The sequence below is a fragment of the Novosphingopyxis iocasae genome, from assembly GCF_014334095.1.
In the GTDB taxonomy this organism is placed as follows: domain Bacteria; phylum Pseudomonadota; class Alphaproteobacteria; order Sphingomonadales; family Sphingomonadaceae; genus Novosphingopyxis; species Novosphingopyxis iocasae.
In genome coordinates, this window is the sequence record NZ_CP060495.1 from 1,120,118 (window position 1) to 1,135,022 (window position 14,905).

Genomic DNA, 14,905 nt, shown 5'->3' on the forward strand with positions numbered 1-14,905 from the left:
CTTAGAAAATCTCCGCCTGCTTCTGGATCAGCTGCTGTGCATCGCTGTCCAGTCTATATACTACTTCCTGCTGAATGTTGATATTCAGCTCGATCACGATCGGCTTGGTGGGCGCCTCCACGCTGACGCATGCGCCCAACGAAAATAAACCGCCTAACATGGCAATGGCTCCGAACCGATCGTGAACCTTTGGGATCATCATGGCACATTCTCGCTTTCGCTGGGCTGAACATCGGCTGCCTTCGCCGGGTTTAGCGCGTTCCGGATATCCGGATCGGATTGGGTGTCGAGCCGGTTCTCCACCTCGTTCAGGCTGCGCTGCTGCTCGATCAGGCTGGGTAGATTCTGTTTGATGAGCAGACTGGGATCGTAATAGCTTTTGATGGAGCTGATGATCTGCAGGAAGGGTCCGCGGATATTCACGTTGAACTGGATCGGCAGCTTGGCGATCTCCCGGCTGATGATGTTGCGCTTGGCGCCCTCACCCTGCTGCAGACCGGCAAACTTTACCTGCGTCACCATCTCGCCTCCCAGATCCCCGTCCAGCGCGATTGTCAGCTCGCGGTAGCGGATCGATTTCAGCATGTCGAAGGCGAGATTGGCGAAAGGCGACAGGTCTTTATAGGTCAGCTCGCCCAGATAGGCGATGGTGCCCCCGCCCTCACGCGAGACCAGCCTGCCGCCATCGATGCGGCCGCCTGATTGATCGAACGTCATCGGCAGCACGCCGTCGAACACGCCGGTCGCCTGCAGATTGTCGAACCCGAAGCGTTCCAAGAAAATGGCCATGTCCATGCCGGTTACCTCGAAGCGCAATTCCTTGGCATTGTCTCCGCCCAGATCGAGGATCGTGGGATCGAGATGGATGGTGCCGCCCGCAAAAGGCCAGTCGGCTCCCTCGATCTTCACGCGCTGGCCGGGCAGCAGCTGATAGGTGAGCAGGCCGTCGAACACCTCGAAACCCGGATTGACCGTGCCGATCGCAAGCTGCTGACCGGGCGCGGTTTCCAATCCCAGCAGATCGTTGAAGCGGATCGTGCCGGACAACTTCTGCACCGGACCGAAGGGCGCAGCAAGATCGAGCCCAGCCGTGCTGAACGCGCCGTCACTGGTCACCGAATCGCCGGACCAGCGGATTTGCCCGGTGCCGGAAATGCTGCCTTTCACATTGGCCACGGTGCCCAGCGTCAGCCGCGTCAGCGCATCGGGCTGCAAGGCGTCGCCGAACGTCAGATTGTCGACGGTAAGGTCGGCCCGGCCACTGGCATCGGCGAAGTTGTGAAAAAGATCGACCGCCGCGACGCGCGTGCCTGTCTTCGGTTCGTACAACAGGCCGTCGGCGGTAATCCGGTTGCCCGCGAAGCGCAGCGAGACATCGCGCGCGTCCATCGGCTCGAACCGATCCGGCGTGGCAGCATCGGCAACCTTCAGCCCGCCGGCAAGATCGAAGACCCCGTCCTTGAGCGTCCAATCCCCCTCCGCCTTGCTCAGGAGGAGCGGCACATTGCCGATGCGGCCCGAACCGCCCGCCATCGTGCCAGACAGCCCGGCCTCGCCGAAGCGGCCGGTGAAGCGATCGGCATCGAAGATCGTCCGGCTTTCCGGGGTACCCAGCCGCACCTTGAGCCTGTCCGCATCAAATCCGGCAAGGGTCACACCGATCGCCTGCGACGCAATCGTGATCGGCGTAGTGCCGAGCTGCCCGGAAAGGTCCGGCGAAATCACCCGCGCATCCGCTTTGGCCCCGCCCCGTCCAACGGTAAGCAGAGTGCCTGATGCAGGGCAGACACGCAGCCTGTCCTTATCCAGTTCAAGGCTCGACAGTCGAAACGCCTCGAAACCCACCGCCTGACATGTATTCCATAAAGATAGCTGACCGCCACGGCCCCACAGGCCGCTGAGCGGAAGGTCGAGCCCGGTGACATAACCACCAAAAAGAGGCCCCGTCATCCGCGCCCGGCCAACCAGCGCAGTGCCGCCGCGCACGGGGCGGAAAGCGAGCTCGGGAAGCGCGAGCCGCGCATCGGCGGTGCCGTAATCGGCCAGGCGAAGCTGCCCCGCAAAGCCGCCACCGGACGGTTTCAGATCGAGCACAGCCTGCGGCAATCCTCCGCCGGCGAGCCGGATTTCTCCGTCCAGCTGCGGACGCCAGCCGTCCCGCGCCTTAACGATGCGCAGATCGTTGACGAGCCTTGCCCCCGCACCTGAAGCCGCGTCCGCGCGAATGCCCGACAGCCGCAAATATTGCTCGCCCTTTCCGCCCAGAACCGCCTCCAGCCCGGCAGACAGATCGACGGATCGCAGCGCCTGCCGCCCCGCCGCCGCCAGCTTCTCCAGAACCGGCTTCAGGGGCGTCGAACCAAGGCTGCGCGAAGCTTTATCGACCGGATCGAGATAGGAGCCGGACAGCCGAAGCGCGCGAATCTGCGGATCACCCGTCAGCACCGCCCGCATGCCCTGCGCCGTCTGGGCGAGCCGCAGATCACCTTCGAACGCCGCCGAGCGCGCGGCAAGGTCCGGTCCGCGAAGTCCGTTCGCGGCGATATTAAGGGCGATCTGGTTGCGCCGCGCATTACCGTAAAAATCGATACTGCCTTGCACCGACGCTGCGCGATATCCGGAGGCGCTGGCACCATTGGCGGTAAATTCGCTCTTGCCGGTCCAGCTCTTTAGCGTGTCCGAGAAGGTGACGTCGAGACGCTGCTCCGTGCCGCCTACCGAGAAGCCGTCACAGGCATGGCCGCCGCTGCGAAGTGGGCCTTCCAGATGCGGCCGGCCGCTCTGGATCGCGATGTCTCCGAAGAAGGTGGACTGCGCCGCCCTGCATCCTCCTAGTGACAAGCCATCGGTGACCGCCGCCACCTGCCCTTCAAAACCATTGGCGAGATTGCCCTGCCCCACCAGCTTGATCCCGGCATTGCCGTACGGTGTCGCCAGCCGCACGCGTGCGTCGGTGAGCGTCGCGAAGATTTCGGGCAGCGAAAAAGGCGCGGTGCTGCTGGGATCGCGGAACTTGTCGATTTCCCCGAAACTGAGGCCGTTTGGGGTCAGCTTCCCGTAGACACGAACCCCGTCGGCGCGAATTCGCGCCACCCGCGCGCCGAGCCCGTTCGGCACCACATCGATTTCCACCCAGTTGGCGGTCAGATCGGGCCGCGTCGGATCACCGATGACAACATCCTCGATCCGCTGCGTCTTCAGGCCGATTTTGGCGATACGGTAACTGGCACGCACATCGCGCTTTGCCAGCTCATCCCGCACGAAGCCGTCAGCAATCTGCGTGCGCTGGAACCAAACATAAGCCAGCAATCCGACGAACAGGATTAGTGCGCCGTAGAATATGTAGCGACGCCGAAAACGCCGGCGTCTGGGCATGGGCTCGTCCGCGACTTCCACGGGCTGCGCTTTGCGGCAAAGCCGCCGGGGTTTCAATCATATTGGCTTGCGCTAATCCTCTACGCGGGGGGGGCAAGCGAATCATGGACGGGAAAGCAGAGCATCACGGGCGCGGCCATCGCGAGCGGTTGCGAGAGCGTTTGCTGCGCGGCGGGCCGGACGCGCTGGCCGATCATGAGCTGATCGAATATCTGCTGGCACTCGCCATCCCGCGCCGCGACACCAAGGCGCTCGCCAAGGATCTGATCGCCGAATTCGGCGGTTTTTCCGCGCTACTTTCCGCCGATGCCGAAGCCATCGCCAAGCAGCCCGGCATGGGAGACACCAGCACCGCCGCGCTGAAAATCGTGCAGGCGGCAGCGCTTCGCCTTGTCAGCGAGCCTGCTCGCACTCGCCCGATTCTGTCGAGTTGGCAGGCGCTGTCCGATTATCTGCATGCCGACATGGCGCACCGTGCCACAGAACGGGTTCGCGTGCTGCATCTGGACGGCAAGAACCGGCTGATCCGCGACGAACTGGCGAGCGAAGGGTCGATCGACGAAGCGGCGGTATACACGCGTGAGATTATTCGCCGCGCGCTGGACCTCGGCACGTCCGCGCTGATCCTTGTTCACAACCACCCCAGCGGAGACGCCACCCCCAGCCGCGCCGATATCCAACTGACCCGCGAAATCTTGGAAGCCGGCAAGCGGCTCAATATTCAGGTGCACGACCACATCATCGTCGGCCGTGAGGGCCACACCAGCCTGCGCAGCGCGGGGTTGATCTGAGGTCAGACGCCCTGAAGCAACATATCGACCGCCCCGCTGATCTGAAAATGATGCTCGGCAAGATTGGCGACCACTTCGCCGAGCGCCTCAACCGGTACCGTGCTCAGGAATTGGGTGACCAAGATCTGTGCTTCACCCAGAATATCGAACGAAGGATTGAGACGCTGGGCTGGAAGCGGGGCAAGTCCGGGCGGCTGTACTGGAATGACGACGCGATTGACCAGGTGCGACATCAAATCCGATTGAATATTGAGCAGTAGCGTTCCGTCAATATCGCTGCGGTGTAAGTCGTACTGAGCCATTAGAACTGGCGGTAGCGCGCGAGCGGAAGGCCGTGTTTTCGGACATATTCGTTCGAACTTTCAATCGCCGTGCGGTTCTCTTCCTGCCAGCGGCGGCCTTTTTCTACGGCGACGGCTTTTCGAAGCCCCTCCTCCACAGCCTCCGGCAAATCGATGCCGAACTCCTGCGCCTCATCGACCAACTCAGCGTCGAGCGAGAGATTGATAGACTTGCGGGGCGACAACGCGCTCATAAGGCGTCTCCTTTGCGAACCACGGTCACTATAGCGTAGGCTCTTCGGTATCGCCACGTCATAAGCTTTGCCCCTCGCCCACCCCTCTGCTAGCCGCGCGGGCGACTCCTCCCCGCACACAGAAGGACAGCCGATGGTCCCCCGCTATGCCCGCCCCGCCATGACCGCGATCTGGGAGCCGGAATCAAAATTCCAGATCTGGTTTGAGATTGAGGCGCACGCCACCGATGCGCTTGCTGAGCTCGGCGTCGTGCCGAAGGAAGCGGCGAAGGCAATCTGGGAGAAGGGCGCGTTCGAGGTCGATCGCATCGACGCGATCGAGGCCGAGGTGAAGCACGACGTCATCGCCTTCCTGACGAACGTTGCCGAGCATGTCGGCCCCGAAGCGCGCTTCATGCATCAGGGCATGACCAGCTCGGACGTGCTCGACACCTGCCTGGCGGTGCAGCTCGCCCGCGCCACCGACATTCTGCTGGAAGATATGGACGCGCTTCTCGAGGCGCTGAAGCGGCGCGCGCTGGAGCACAAGTTCACGCCCACCATCGGGCGCAGCCACGGCATCCATGCCGAACCGCTTACCTTCGGCATGAAGCTGGCGCAGGCCTATGCCGAGTTCGATCGCGGGCGCGAGCGGCTGAAGGCGGCGCGCGCGGAAATCGCCACCTGCGCCATTTCTGGCGCGGTCGGCACTTTTGCCAATATCGATCCACGCGTCGAAGAGCATGTTGCCGAGAAAATGGGTCTGACGCCCGAGCCCGTCTCCACGCAGGTGATCCCGCGCGATCGACATGCGATGTATTTCGCGACGCTCGCCGTCATCGCCAGCTCGATCGAGCGGCTGGCGACCGAAGTGCGCCATCTGCAGCGCACCGAAGTGCTGGAGGCGGAGGAATATTTCTCGCCGGGCCAGAAGGGCTCCAGCGCCATGCCGCACAAGCGCAATCCCGTGCTGACCGAAAACCTGACCGGCCTTGCCCGCATGGTACGCAGTTATGCGATGCCCGCGATGGAGAATGTCGCGCTGTGGCATGAGCGCGACATCTCGCACAGCTCGGTCGAGCGCTATATCGGGCCGGACGCGACCATCACGCTCGATTTCGCGCTCGCCCGCCTCACCGGCGTGATCGACAAGCTGGTGGTGTATCCGGCGCGCATGCAGGCCAATCTCGACAAGATGGGTGGCCTCGTCCACTCGCAGCGCGTGCTGTTGGCGCTGACGCAGGCGGGCATCAGCCGGGAGGATGCCTACCGCATCGTGCAGCGCAACGCGATGCAGGTGTGGGAATCGGACGGCGAGAAGCGCCTTCTTGATCTGCTCAAGGCAGATCCGGATGTGACCGCGAAGCTGAGCAACGAGGAAATCGAAGAGCGCTTCGATCTCGACTATCACTTCAAGGGCATCGACCGGATTTTCGAGCGCGTCTTCGGCGAATAAGCCGCCCCAAAATCGCGCGGGCGGGCCGCTCAACCCGCCAGATCGTGCTTCTTGATGCAGTGCCTGAGCTGATCGTAGCTGAGGCCCAGCGCCTTGGCCGTCTGCCGCTGATTATAGCGGTTGGCGGCCAGCGCATATTCCACGATCGAGCGCTCATAGGCCTCCGTCGCGGCCTTGAGGTCGTCGATCCCCTCGAAATCGATAGAGGATGAGGCCTGCGGTTCGGGTACGCTGTCCGCCAGATCCTTGCGCGAACGCCCTTCCTCGCGCGCTGCTTCCGGTTTCGGCCGCCAGGGGGATGCGAACGGATCGAAGATGATGTGGTCCACCGGGCCGTCCTCGGCGCTCCACCGATAGACCGCGCGCTCGACCACATTGCGCAGTTCGCGCACATTGCCGGGCCATTCGTGCCGCTCGAGCGCGGCGCTCGCTAGCGCACCGAAGCCTGGCCAGCTCTCCCAGCCGATTTCCGCGGCCATACGCCGTCCGAAATAATCGGCGAGCACGCCGATGTCGCCTTCGCGCGCGCGCAGCGGCGGCAGCGTCACCACCTCGAAACTCAGCCGATCCAGCAAGTCGGCACGAAACTCGTTGCGCTCCACCATAGAGGGCAGATGCGCGTTGGTCGCCGCCACGATGCGCACATCGACCTTCACGGGACGCGAGGCGCCGATGCGCGTCACCTCGCCATATTCCACCGCGCGCAGCAGGCGCTCCTGTGCGGCCATGGACAGCGTGCCCAGCTCGTCCAGGAACAGGGTGCCGCCGTCGGCCTCCTCGAACCGTCCTTCCCGCGCGCGTGTGGCGCCGGTGAAGGCACCGGCCTCATGCCCGAACAGCTCCGCCTCGATCAGCGTTTCGGGGAGCGCGGCGCAGTTCATCACGATCAGCGGCCCGCCCCAGCGCGGGGACAGGCGGTGGAGACGCTCGGCGATCAGTTCCTTGCCCGTCCCGCGCTCCCCGATCACCAGCACCGGGCGGTTGAGTTCGGCCGCTTTCGAGGCGCGCTCGACCGCGTCGAGGAAGGCACCGGACTGACCGATAAATTGATTGTCGCGCTCCATGCCCAAAACTTGGCATATTTTACCAAGTCTCGGCAACAGAAACCTGCAGCAGGTACCGGTCTCGGTTCGAAAAAGACCGGAATTCCGGCATTACCGGCGGTTTGGCACGCTTCTCGCAATGTGTGGTACAAGATGGAAAACAATCACATTCAGGGAGCGTATCATGCGCCGACGCAAGTCCAATCAGCTCGCAGCGGGAGCACTGGCCGCCATGTTGCTCTTGTCGGTTCTTCTGCTGAACGCGCTCGGCCCGTCGCTGATGGCGGCCGCCGGGCAGAGCCACGCTGGTGGGCCGACCGCGAGCATTCTGGCGTAAGCGCCCCCGCCCGAAACAGTAACTACGGAGTATCCTTGATGAGCATCTTCTCCCGCACAAGAGACATCGTCGCCGCGAACGTCACCGAAATCCTCGACCGGTCGGAAGATCCGGCAAAGATGATCCGCATGATCATCCTGGAGATGGAAGAGACGCTGGTGGAAGTGCGCGCCTCTGCGGCCCGTACGATCGCCGACCAGAAGGAACTGCGCCGCCATATCGATAAGCTCGATACGCTGCAGCAGGACTGGACGGAAAAGGCGCAGCTCGCGCTGTCCAAGGACCGCGAGGATCTGGCCAAGGCCGCGCTCGTCGAAAAGCGCAAGGCCAGCGACATGGCCGAGCAGCTTCGTGCCGAGATCGGCGTCCTCGAAGACGCGCTGAAGGCGTCCGAGCAGGACATCCAGAACCTGCAGAACAAGCTGCAGGATGCCCGCGCCCGCCAGAACAACATCATGACGCGGCTGGAAAGCGCCGAAAACCGCGTGCGCCTGCGCTCGATGTACAATGGCGACAAGGTGAAGGACGCCTTCTCGCGCTTCGACATCCTGGAGCGCCGCGTGGACGAGGCCGAGGGCCGCGCCGACGCGCTGCGCCTGGGCAGCGAAGGACCGAAGTCGCTCGGCGACGAGATCGCCGCCCTGGAGACCAACGATCAGGTCGACGACGAGCTGGAAGCGATGAAGCGCGCGATGAAAAAGGAGGACTGAAGCCATGGAAGGCATTTTCGCAATCGCGGCCATCTTCATCGGGCTGCCCTGGCTGATCTTCCATTACGTCACGAAATGGAAATCCACCGCCACCCTGACGAACGACGACGAGAAGCTGCTGTCCGACCTTTATGAGACCGCCCGCCGCTTTGAAGATCGCATCGAAACCATCGAGCGCATCATCGCCGCCGACAATCCCCAATGGCGCCCCAGCCGGCTGGAAGACAGCCGCCCGGGCGAGGACGATCCCCGCCGCGCCATCGACAACATTCGCTCGCTGGAAAGGAACCGCTGACATGGCCGGAACGCACACCAAATTCTATCTCGACAAGCAAAATGCCAAGTGGAAGGGCGTTTGCTCGGGGATCGCGGACTATACCGGCGTGGACGTTGTCTGGGTTCGCATTGCCACGGTGATCCTGACCCTTGCTGGCGGCTTTCCCTGGACGTTGATCGCCTACATCGCCGCCGCCTGGGCCGCGCCGAAGAAGCCGATCGATCTTTACATCAATCAGGACGATCAGAAGTTCTGGCAGGGCGTGCGCCAGTCGCCGGCCCGCACGGCCCGCGAAGTCCGCTCACGCTTCCGCGATATCGACCGCCGGCTTGCGGACATGGAAGTGTACTACACCAGCAACAACACGCGGCTGGCTGACGAAATTGAGAGCCTGCGCTGACGCGCGGCAGAATCCAACAGGGGAATGAAAAATGGACGAACTGATTTACGTGGATGGCTTCTTCTGGATCCCGATCATCGCGATCGTGGCTTCGATGGGAGCTTGGGTATTCACCACTTGGCTCAAAGTTAAGAACGGCTATCCGCTGGAAAATGGCTGGGGCAAGGCGCTTTATCCGCAGAAGAACGAAGAGACGGTGGAGCGCGTTAAACTGATTAGCCAGGAGAACGCTCAGCTGCGCGCCGAACTCAGTTCCGTGAAAGAACGCCTCGCCACGGTCGAACGTATCGTGACCGACGGCAGCAACCGCCTGAGTGATGAGATCGAGAGCCTGCGCGGCCGCGCCAACTGAGCGGCCCCGCCCCTCTTCCCTAATTCTCCAGACCAAGAAGGATTTCATTATGCCCTGGAGCATTACCGTCATGGTGCTCGGCATCATTCTCATCGTCAATCTCGCGATCGTGATGAAAGCGCGCTACAAGGCGCAGAACGGGATTTACGAGGACGAACATGGCAATGACGTCCGCCTGCGCGATCCCAATGAGCAAATCATTTCCGGCGAAGTGAAGCAGCTGAAAGAGCGCATCGCCGTACTGGAGCGCGTGATTACCGACGAGCGCGGCAGCCGCGAGCTGGACCGCGAGATCGAGAAACTGCGCGACCGCTGATCCGCGGCGCCGCGCCTATCGCCTAAGGAGATTGCTCATGCCGAACGATCCCACCTCCGTCCTGATGATCGCAGGCTTCACCTTTGCCGCCCTGCTCACCCTCTCTCTCATCGGCCTGCGCGGCTGGCGCGACTGGCTTCAACTGAAGCGCGACGAACTAGAAATCGCCCGGCCCGAGGGCCTCGACAGCCGCGCCGGCGGCAGCCGGATTGAAGTGGCGGACCTGAAGGAACGCATCCGCAAACTGGAAGCGATCGCAAGCGGGATCGAGCTTTAGATCGTTCCAGCAAAATCCGTTGGGGCTGAGCTTGTCGAAGCCCCGTCCTTCTTTTCCGCTAAGAAGCGCAGCCCTTCGACAGGCTCAGGGCGAACGGCATGGAGGTGATCGCTCAACCCGCTTCCAAAGCCCCCGCCCCCGCTGCTACAGGCCGAGGCATGACCGAACGCAGCCTCTCCGACGTCCGCGAGGAATATGAGTTTCTCGACCCCGATGACCGATATCGCCTATTGATCGAACTGGGCCGCGATCTTGAGCCCATGCCCGATGCCCTGAAAACCGATGCCACCCTGGTGCGAGGTTGTTCGGCGGCGGTGTGGGTCTATCCCACGCGGCGCGACGATGGACGGCTGCATTTTCTGGCGGACAGCAATGCGGCGATCACCAAAGGCATTATCGCTTTAGTGTTGAAGACGGTGCAGGATGGAGAGCCGGAAGCGGTCGCCAAGGCCGACATCGAAGGGGCGCTCGCTCCGTTCGATCTGCAGAATCAGCTCAGCAGCAACCGCACGCAGGGTATTCCCAATATGATAGCGCTGATCCGCGAAACCGCAGGGCGGCTCGCAGCGGAGTAGCCGGGCGCGTCAGTCGGCCGCTGCCAGCTCCCCTGCCAGCGCATCCAGATCGGCATCGGGCCTGACGATCCGCCAAACGCCGGGATGGCGACTATCGACCAGCATCACCGCCTTTTTCGGGCACACATCCAGGCAGCCGACCTCGATCACGCCGAGGCGGCCCTTGCGCCCCTTTTTGGAGCCGAGCCGGGCCTTCAATTCCTTGGAAAGTTTCTGCGAACCGTCCGGGCCAAAACCGCCCTTCAGCTTCTTTGAGCACTTCTTGCAGACGAGGACGGCATGGCTCCAGTTCGCATCCACATGATGCTTCATCCCGGCTGCCACTGCTTGCGCTCTTCGGCGGCTTTCAGCACGTCGAACGCCGCCTGCCCCGCCTGGAACTCGGCCGCGGCTTCGGCATCGCCGGGCTTCACGTCCGGATGGGTGCGCTTGGCAAGATCGCGCCAGGCCTTCTTCACCGCATCGAAATCTGCATCGGCTTCCAGCCCCAGCAGCTCCAGCGCGCGCATCTCATCGCGGCTACGGCTGCCATCGCCAGGCCCCGCCCAGGCATAATGCGCCGATTCCTGATAACCCGAGCTATCACGCCGCTCTTCCTTGGCGCGTTTGGCCGCCTCTTCCTTGCTGAGCCCGGCAAAATAATCCCAATTGCGATTATATTCTGCCGCATGCTCGGCACAGAAGTACCAGCGCTCCGGACTATTGGGAGATTTTGGTGCCGGACAATCGCCCTTTTTGTCGCACCCCACACGGTCGCAAAGACGCACTGCCTCAGCCTCGCGCCCCTCTTCATAGCCGCGCCAGCGCGGAAATCCCCAGTCGTTCGATCGTCTTGCTCTGGCCATAGTGCCCCTAGTTAGGCGCTGGGCGTTGCGATTTCCATAAGCGTCGACAGGGTAGCCGGGGACCGATCGGGTCAGCGGTAGAAACACTCCGTTCGCCGCGCACGCCCCGCCTTAGCATTTGTGGCAAGGGCCGGACTTCTGTAAGAACATCGCCAACGTCACAAATGACAGGCCACCCAAAGCCGCCGTGAACTCTCTCTCGGTTAGGATATCTGTGACCAAAAAGCCTGAATTCCTTGCCCATTTGTGGCAGGACATCCCCGCGTCCATTGTGGTCGCGCTTGTCGCCCTGCCGCTCTGCCTTGGCATTGCGCTCGCTTCCGGCGCTCCGCTTTTCTCCGGCATCATTGCCGGTATTGCCGGCGGTATCGTCGTCGGTTTCCTATCCAAATCGCAGCTTTCGGTCAGCGGACCTGCGGCCGGTCTTACCGTCATCGTGCTCGCCGCGATCGAAAGCATGCCAAGCTATGAGGCGTTTCTCGTGGCTGTGTGCCTGGGCGGTGTCATGCAGATGCTGTTCTCCCTCACCCGTTCGGGCGTGCTTGCGGAGTTCGTGCCGTCGTCGGTCATCACCGGCATGCTGGCGGCCATCGGTTTGATCCTGATCCTGAAGCAAATCCCGCACGCCGTCGGTTATGACGGCAATTTTGAGGGCAGCCTCAGCTTCAATCAGGAGGACGGGCTGAACACCCTGACGGCCCTGCCTTATTCGATAGCCAACTCGCTGACCGCAGGACCGCTGATCATTGCCTCGATCAGCCTCGTCTTCCTCTTCTGGTGGGACAAGGCCCGGCCGAAGGAAGGCCCCATCCGCTTCGTGCCCGGCCCTCTGGTGGTCGTGATCTTCGGCGTCGTCATGAACGAGCTGTTCAAGCTGGTTTCGCCGGACCTCGCGATCGGCGCGACCCACCTGGTGCAGGTGCCGGTCTCCGATGGCCTCGCCGATTTCGCAGGCCAGTTCGCCACGCCCGATTTCAGCGTGATCGGCATGCCGCTGGTGTGGACCACGGGCCTGACGCTCGCCATCGTCGCCAGTCTGGAATCGCTCCTCAGCGTGAAGGCGATCGACGAGATTGACCCGCGCCGGCGCACGACCGACAAGAATCGCGAACTGTTCGCGCAGGGCGGCGGTAACCTTGTCTCCGGTCTGATCGGGGGCCTGCCGCTCACCTCGGTCATCATCCGCTCCTCCGCCAATGTGGAAGCGGGTGCCGTCACTAAGACCTCGACCATCCTGCACGGTTTCTGGCTGCTGCTCAGCGTGTTGTTGATCCCGGTTGTGTTGAACCTGATCCCGCTCGCCGCTTTGGCCGCCATCCTGCTGCACATCGGGTACAAGCTGACCCGCTACGAGCTGTATCGCGACCGCTGGAAGCAGGGTTACCACCAGTTCGTGCCGTTCGTGGTGACCGTCGGTGCCATCCTGCTGACCGATCTTCTGATCGGCATCGTGATTGGCCTGATTGTCGGCTTCATCTTCGTGGTTGCCCGCAACTTCCGCCCCGCGATCAGCGTGGCGCATGACGGCGAGGATTATCTCGTGAGCGCACGGCGCAACCTGTACTTCATCCATAAGTACGAGTTGCAGAAGAAGCTGAGCGACATTCCCGAAGGCTCCACCGTGGTCATCAACCTCAACCGCGCGGAATTTGTCGATCCGGACAATTTCGGGATCATCAACGCTTTTGCCCGCAACGCCGAGTTCCGCGACATCGATGTTTCGATACGCGGCCAGTTCGGCACCAAGATCGACAGCCTGATCGAAGCACCCCGCAAGAAGGTGGTCTACCAATGAGAAGCTACAAGGAACTGCTCCTGTCCAACCGGGCGTGGAGCGAGGAAATGCGTGAGCGTGACGAGAATTACTTCACGCAGCAGACCGTGGGTCAGAAGCCGGAAATCCTCTGGATCGGCTGTTCCGACAGCCGGGTGAGCCCCGATCAGATCACGCAGACCAATCCCGGTGAGATTTTCATCCATCGCAACGTGGCCAATATCGTCCATCGGGATGACACCAATCTGATGGCCGTGCTGCAATTCGCCGTGGACGTCCTTCAGGTGAAGCACATCGTGCTGTGCGGCCATCATGGCTGCGGCGGGATCGAGGCGACGCTGAAGGGCGGCGCGGAAGGGCCGATCCACGAATGGCTGGAAGATACCCGGCGCGTTTACGCCAACCACAAGACCGAAGTGGACGGCGCGGGCGACATGACGGCGCGGATCGACCGCCTGGTCGAATGCAATGTGCGCGATCAGTTGTTCGACCTTGCCCAGTCCAAAACGGTGAAGGCGGCGTTCGACCGCGGCCAGCCGCTGCTGCTGCACGGCTGGGTTTACGACATTCGCGACGGCCTGCTGAAGCCGCTGATGGAGATCGACAAGGACACCGATCTCAATCCCGATAAAGCACCGGACACGGTGCTGCTGAAGGAAAAAGAAAGCTGACGATCAAGGGGGCTGCGGCCCCCTTTTTCATGGGCTTTCATCGCCTGCGCAAAGGCAATTGTCAGGGGGCCTGTAAGCCGGGTTTTGTCCACCCTTCGAAAAGGGATGGGCGACCATTCCTCTAGGCGGCGGATTGCTCCGCCGCTCAAGCGACCAACCCGGGCGGCCTTCCGGAAAGAAGCGGGCTTCGAAGCCCTTAGCCGCCCCTATTCGGTCTTGCTCCCGGTGGGGTTTACCGTGCCGTGGCCGTTGCCGGCCGACGCGGTGCGCTTTTACCGCACCCTTTCACTGTCGCGGGACCGAAGCCTGCGCGACCTGCTTTCTGTTGCACTGTCCCTTGATCCGCCGCCGAAACGGCGGACCCGCCGGACGTTATCCGGCACCGTTTTCCGTGGAGCCCGGACTTTCCTCGCGCCTCCGCCCATATGAGCGGCGGCCCGCGGTCGCCCGGCCCCCTGACAATTTTAGGCGCTAGCCGCTTCGGGCCCGCGTTCCAAGAGCAATGCGAGCAGGATAGCGCGCAGTTGCCCGTCCGGCTCTCCGGTGATCCGGTCCGGCCGGAAGCGCCGTTCGAACGCACGGATCGCGGCAGGCGCATCGGTAACGTCATAGCCGTAGCGATTGAGGGCAAGGAGGAAGTTCGCATCCGCCCAGCCCGGATCGACATGCGCTTTATCGGGCCGAGGCATCGCCAGCCCCAGCTTGGCGAGTGTCTCCCACGGAAACAGCTCGCCGGGATCTTCCTTGCGCGCGGGCGCTATGTCGCTGTGGCCGACGACGTGGCACGGCTCGATCCCGTAAAGCTGCACGATTTCGGAAACCAGCGGCACCAGCGCCTCGATCTGCGCTTGGGGAAATGGCCGATAGCCCCATTCATGGCCCGGATTGACCAACTCGATCCCGATGCTGGCGCTGTTCACATCGGTGATCTCGCACCAATAGCTCTTGCCCGCATGCCAAGCGCGGTCTTCCTCGCGCACCATCTGCACGATCGTGCCGTCCTCATCGATGCAATAATGGGCGGATACTCCGGCCTCCTCGCTCGTCATCCGCTCGATCGCAGAGGCCGCATCCTTCATGCCGGTATAGTGCAGCACCAGCATGCTGACCGGCAGGGCGCGCTCGTTGAAATTGGGCGAAGGCTTCCACTGCATGGAAACCGCTTTAGCCCGGCCGTGCGGTCTTGCCTAGC

20 protein-coding genes and 1 other RNA gene are annotated in these 14,905 nt (G+C 62.5%); 12 read left to right on the forward strand and 9 right to left on the reverse strand.

Annotated elements, in window-relative coordinates:
- Position 1: 1 nt before the first annotated feature.
- Positions 2 to 202, reverse strand: a complete 201-nt coding sequence (locus H7X45_RS05320) for a YnbE family lipoprotein (protein ID WP_246449716.1) — start codon at positions 200 to 202, stop codon at positions 2 to 4.
- The gene (locus tag H7X45_RS05325; RefSeq protein WP_187336482.1) at positions 199 to 3,375 is read right to left on the reverse strand and encodes an intermembrane phospholipid transport protein YdbH family protein; all 3,177 of its coding nucleotides are present in this window, start codon (positions 3,373 to 3,375) and stop codon (positions 199 to 201) included. The genes H7X45_RS05320 and H7X45_RS05325 overlap by 4 nt, the downstream gene beginning before the upstream one ends.
- 104 nt (positions 3,376 to 3,479) lie before the next feature.
- Between H7X45_RS05325 and radC the strand changes: the two genes are divergently transcribed.
- Positions 3,480 to 4,166, forward strand: a complete 687-nt coding sequence (gene radC / locus H7X45_RS05330; protein WP_187336483.1) for a RadC family protein — start codon at positions 3,480 to 3,482, stop codon at positions 4,164 to 4,166.
- A 2-nt stretch (positions 4,167 to 4,168) separates the two neighbouring features.
- On the opposite strand, the gene H7X45_RS05335 is transcribed toward radC, so the two are convergent.
- Both H7X45_RS05335 and H7X45_RS05340 read right to left on the reverse strand, forming a co-directional pair.
- On the reverse strand, positions 4,169 to 4,468 hold the full coding sequence (locus H7X45_RS05335; RefSeq protein ID WP_187336484.1) for a CcdB family protein: 300 nt from the start codon (positions 4,466 to 4,468) through the stop codon (positions 4,169 to 4,171).
- Entirely contained in the window at positions 4,468 to 4,701 is a 234-nt protein-coding gene (locus H7X45_RS05340; protein WP_187336485.1) for a type II toxin-antitoxin system CcdA family antitoxin, read from the reverse strand. Before H7X45_RS05340 ends, H7X45_RS05335 begins: the two co-directional genes overlap by 1 nt.
- A gap of 133 nt (positions 4,702 to 4,834) precedes the next feature.
- Between H7X45_RS05340 and purB the strand changes: the two genes are divergently transcribed.
- On the forward strand, positions 4,835 to 6,136 hold the full coding sequence (gene purB / locus H7X45_RS05345) for an adenylosuccinate lyase (protein WP_187336486.1): 1,302 nt from the start codon (positions 4,835 to 4,837) through the stop codon (positions 6,134 to 6,136).
- Positions 6,137 to 6,165: 29 nt separating this feature from the next.
- On the opposite strand, the gene pspF is transcribed toward purB, so the two are convergent.
- The gene (pspF, locus tag H7X45_RS05350; protein WP_187336487.1) at positions 6,166 to 7,200 is read right to left on the reverse strand and encodes a phage shock protein operon transcriptional activator; all 1,035 of its coding nucleotides are present in this window, start codon (positions 7,198 to 7,200) and stop codon (positions 6,166 to 6,168) included.
- Between the two features lie 163 nt (positions 7,201 to 7,363).
- Between pspF and H7X45_RS05355 the strand changes: the two genes are divergently transcribed.
- From H7X45_RS05355 to H7X45_RS05390, 8 genes are all read left to right on the forward strand, one after another.
- Positions 7,364 to 7,516, forward strand: coding sequence for a hypothetical protein (locus H7X45_RS05355; protein WP_187336488.1), 153 nt, complete (start codon positions 7,364 to 7,366; stop codon positions 7,514 to 7,516).
- 38 nt (positions 7,517 to 7,554) lie between these two features.
- Positions 7,555 to 8,226: a phage shock protein PspA gene (pspA, locus tag H7X45_RS05360; protein WP_187336489.1), complete on the forward strand. Its 672-nt coding sequence runs from the start codon at positions 7,555 to 7,557 to the stop codon at positions 8,224 to 8,226.
- 4 nt (positions 8,227 to 8,230) lie between these two features.
- Positions 8,231 to 8,521: an envelope stress response membrane protein PspB gene (pspB, locus tag H7X45_RS05365; RefSeq protein WP_187336490.1), complete on the forward strand. Its 291-nt coding sequence runs from the start codon at positions 8,231 to 8,233 to the stop codon at positions 8,519 to 8,521.
- 1 nt (position 8,522) lies between these two features.
- The gene (gene pspC, locus H7X45_RS05370) at positions 8,523 to 8,903 is read left to right on the forward strand and encodes an envelope stress response membrane protein PspC (RefSeq protein ID WP_187336491.1); all 381 of its coding nucleotides are present in this window, start codon (positions 8,523 to 8,525) and stop codon (positions 8,901 to 8,903) included.
- Positions 8,904 to 8,997: 94 nt separating this feature from the next.
- Positions 8,998 to 9,255 (forward strand): hypothetical protein, encoded by a 258-nt coding sequence (locus tag H7X45_RS05375; protein ID WP_425498189.1) that lies wholly within the window; start codon positions 8,998 to 9,000, stop codon positions 9,253 to 9,255.
- A 49-nt stretch (positions 9,256 to 9,304) separates the two neighbouring features.
- Positions 9,305 to 9,571, forward strand: coding sequence for a hypothetical protein (locus H7X45_RS05380; RefSeq protein WP_187336493.1), 267 nt, complete (start codon positions 9,305 to 9,307; stop codon positions 9,569 to 9,571).
- 37 nt (positions 9,572 to 9,608) lie between these two features.
- Positions 9,609 to 9,848: a hypothetical protein gene (locus H7X45_RS05385; RefSeq protein ID WP_246449719.1), complete on the forward strand. Its 240-nt coding sequence runs from the start codon at positions 9,609 to 9,611 to the stop codon at positions 9,846 to 9,848.
- Between the two features lie 158 nt (positions 9,849 to 10,006).
- Positions 10,007 to 10,423 carry a SufE family protein gene (locus H7X45_RS05390; protein WP_187336494.1) on the forward strand — a complete coding sequence of 139 codons (417 nt, stop codon included), beginning with the start codon at positions 10,007 to 10,009 and terminating at the stop codon, positions 10,421 to 10,423.
- 9 nt (positions 10,424 to 10,432) lie between these two features.
- On the opposite strand, the gene H7X45_RS05395 is transcribed toward H7X45_RS05390, so the two are convergent.
- Positions 10,433 to 10,735, reverse strand: a complete 303-nt coding sequence (locus H7X45_RS05395; protein WP_187336495.1) for a (2Fe-2S) ferredoxin domain-containing protein — start codon at positions 10,733 to 10,735, stop codon at positions 10,433 to 10,435.
- The gene (locus tag H7X45_RS05400; RefSeq protein ID WP_187336496.1) at positions 10,732 to 11,268 is read right to left on the reverse strand and encodes a J domain-containing protein; all 537 of its coding nucleotides are present in this window, start codon (positions 11,266 to 11,268) and stop codon (positions 10,732 to 10,734) included. The genes H7X45_RS05395 and H7X45_RS05400 overlap by 4 nt, the downstream gene beginning before the upstream one ends.
- Positions 11,269 to 11,482: 214 nt before the next feature.
- Here H7X45_RS05400 and H7X45_RS05405 point away from each other — a divergent pair, with 214 nt between their 5' ends.
- Together H7X45_RS05405 and H7X45_RS05410 are read left to right on the forward strand one after the other, a co-directional pair.
- Positions 11,483 to 13,063: a SulP family inorganic anion transporter gene (locus tag H7X45_RS05405; RefSeq protein ID WP_187336497.1), complete on the forward strand. Its 1,581-nt coding sequence runs from the start codon at positions 11,483 to 11,485 to the stop codon at positions 13,061 to 13,063.
- Positions 13,060 to 13,713, forward strand: coding sequence for a carbonic anhydrase (locus H7X45_RS05410; RefSeq protein WP_187336498.1), 654 nt, complete (start codon positions 13,060 to 13,062; stop codon positions 13,711 to 13,713). Before H7X45_RS05405 ends, H7X45_RS05410 begins: the two co-directional genes overlap by 4 nt.
- A 57-nt stretch (positions 13,714 to 13,770) precedes the next feature.
- Here the strand turns inward: H7X45_RS05410 and rnpB are convergent.
- Both rnpB and H7X45_RS05420 read right to left on the reverse strand, forming a co-directional pair.
- Positions 13,771 to 14,172: RNase P RNA component class A (gene rnpB, locus H7X45_RS05415), an RNA gene on the reverse strand.
- Between the two features lie 5 nt (positions 14,173 to 14,177).
- On the reverse strand, positions 14,178 to 14,867 hold the full coding sequence (locus tag H7X45_RS05420) for an N-acetylmuramoyl-L-alanine amidase (RefSeq protein ID WP_187336499.1): 690 nt from the start codon (positions 14,865 to 14,867) through the stop codon (positions 14,178 to 14,180).
- Between the last annotated feature and the right edge of the window lie 38 nt (positions 14,868 to 14,905).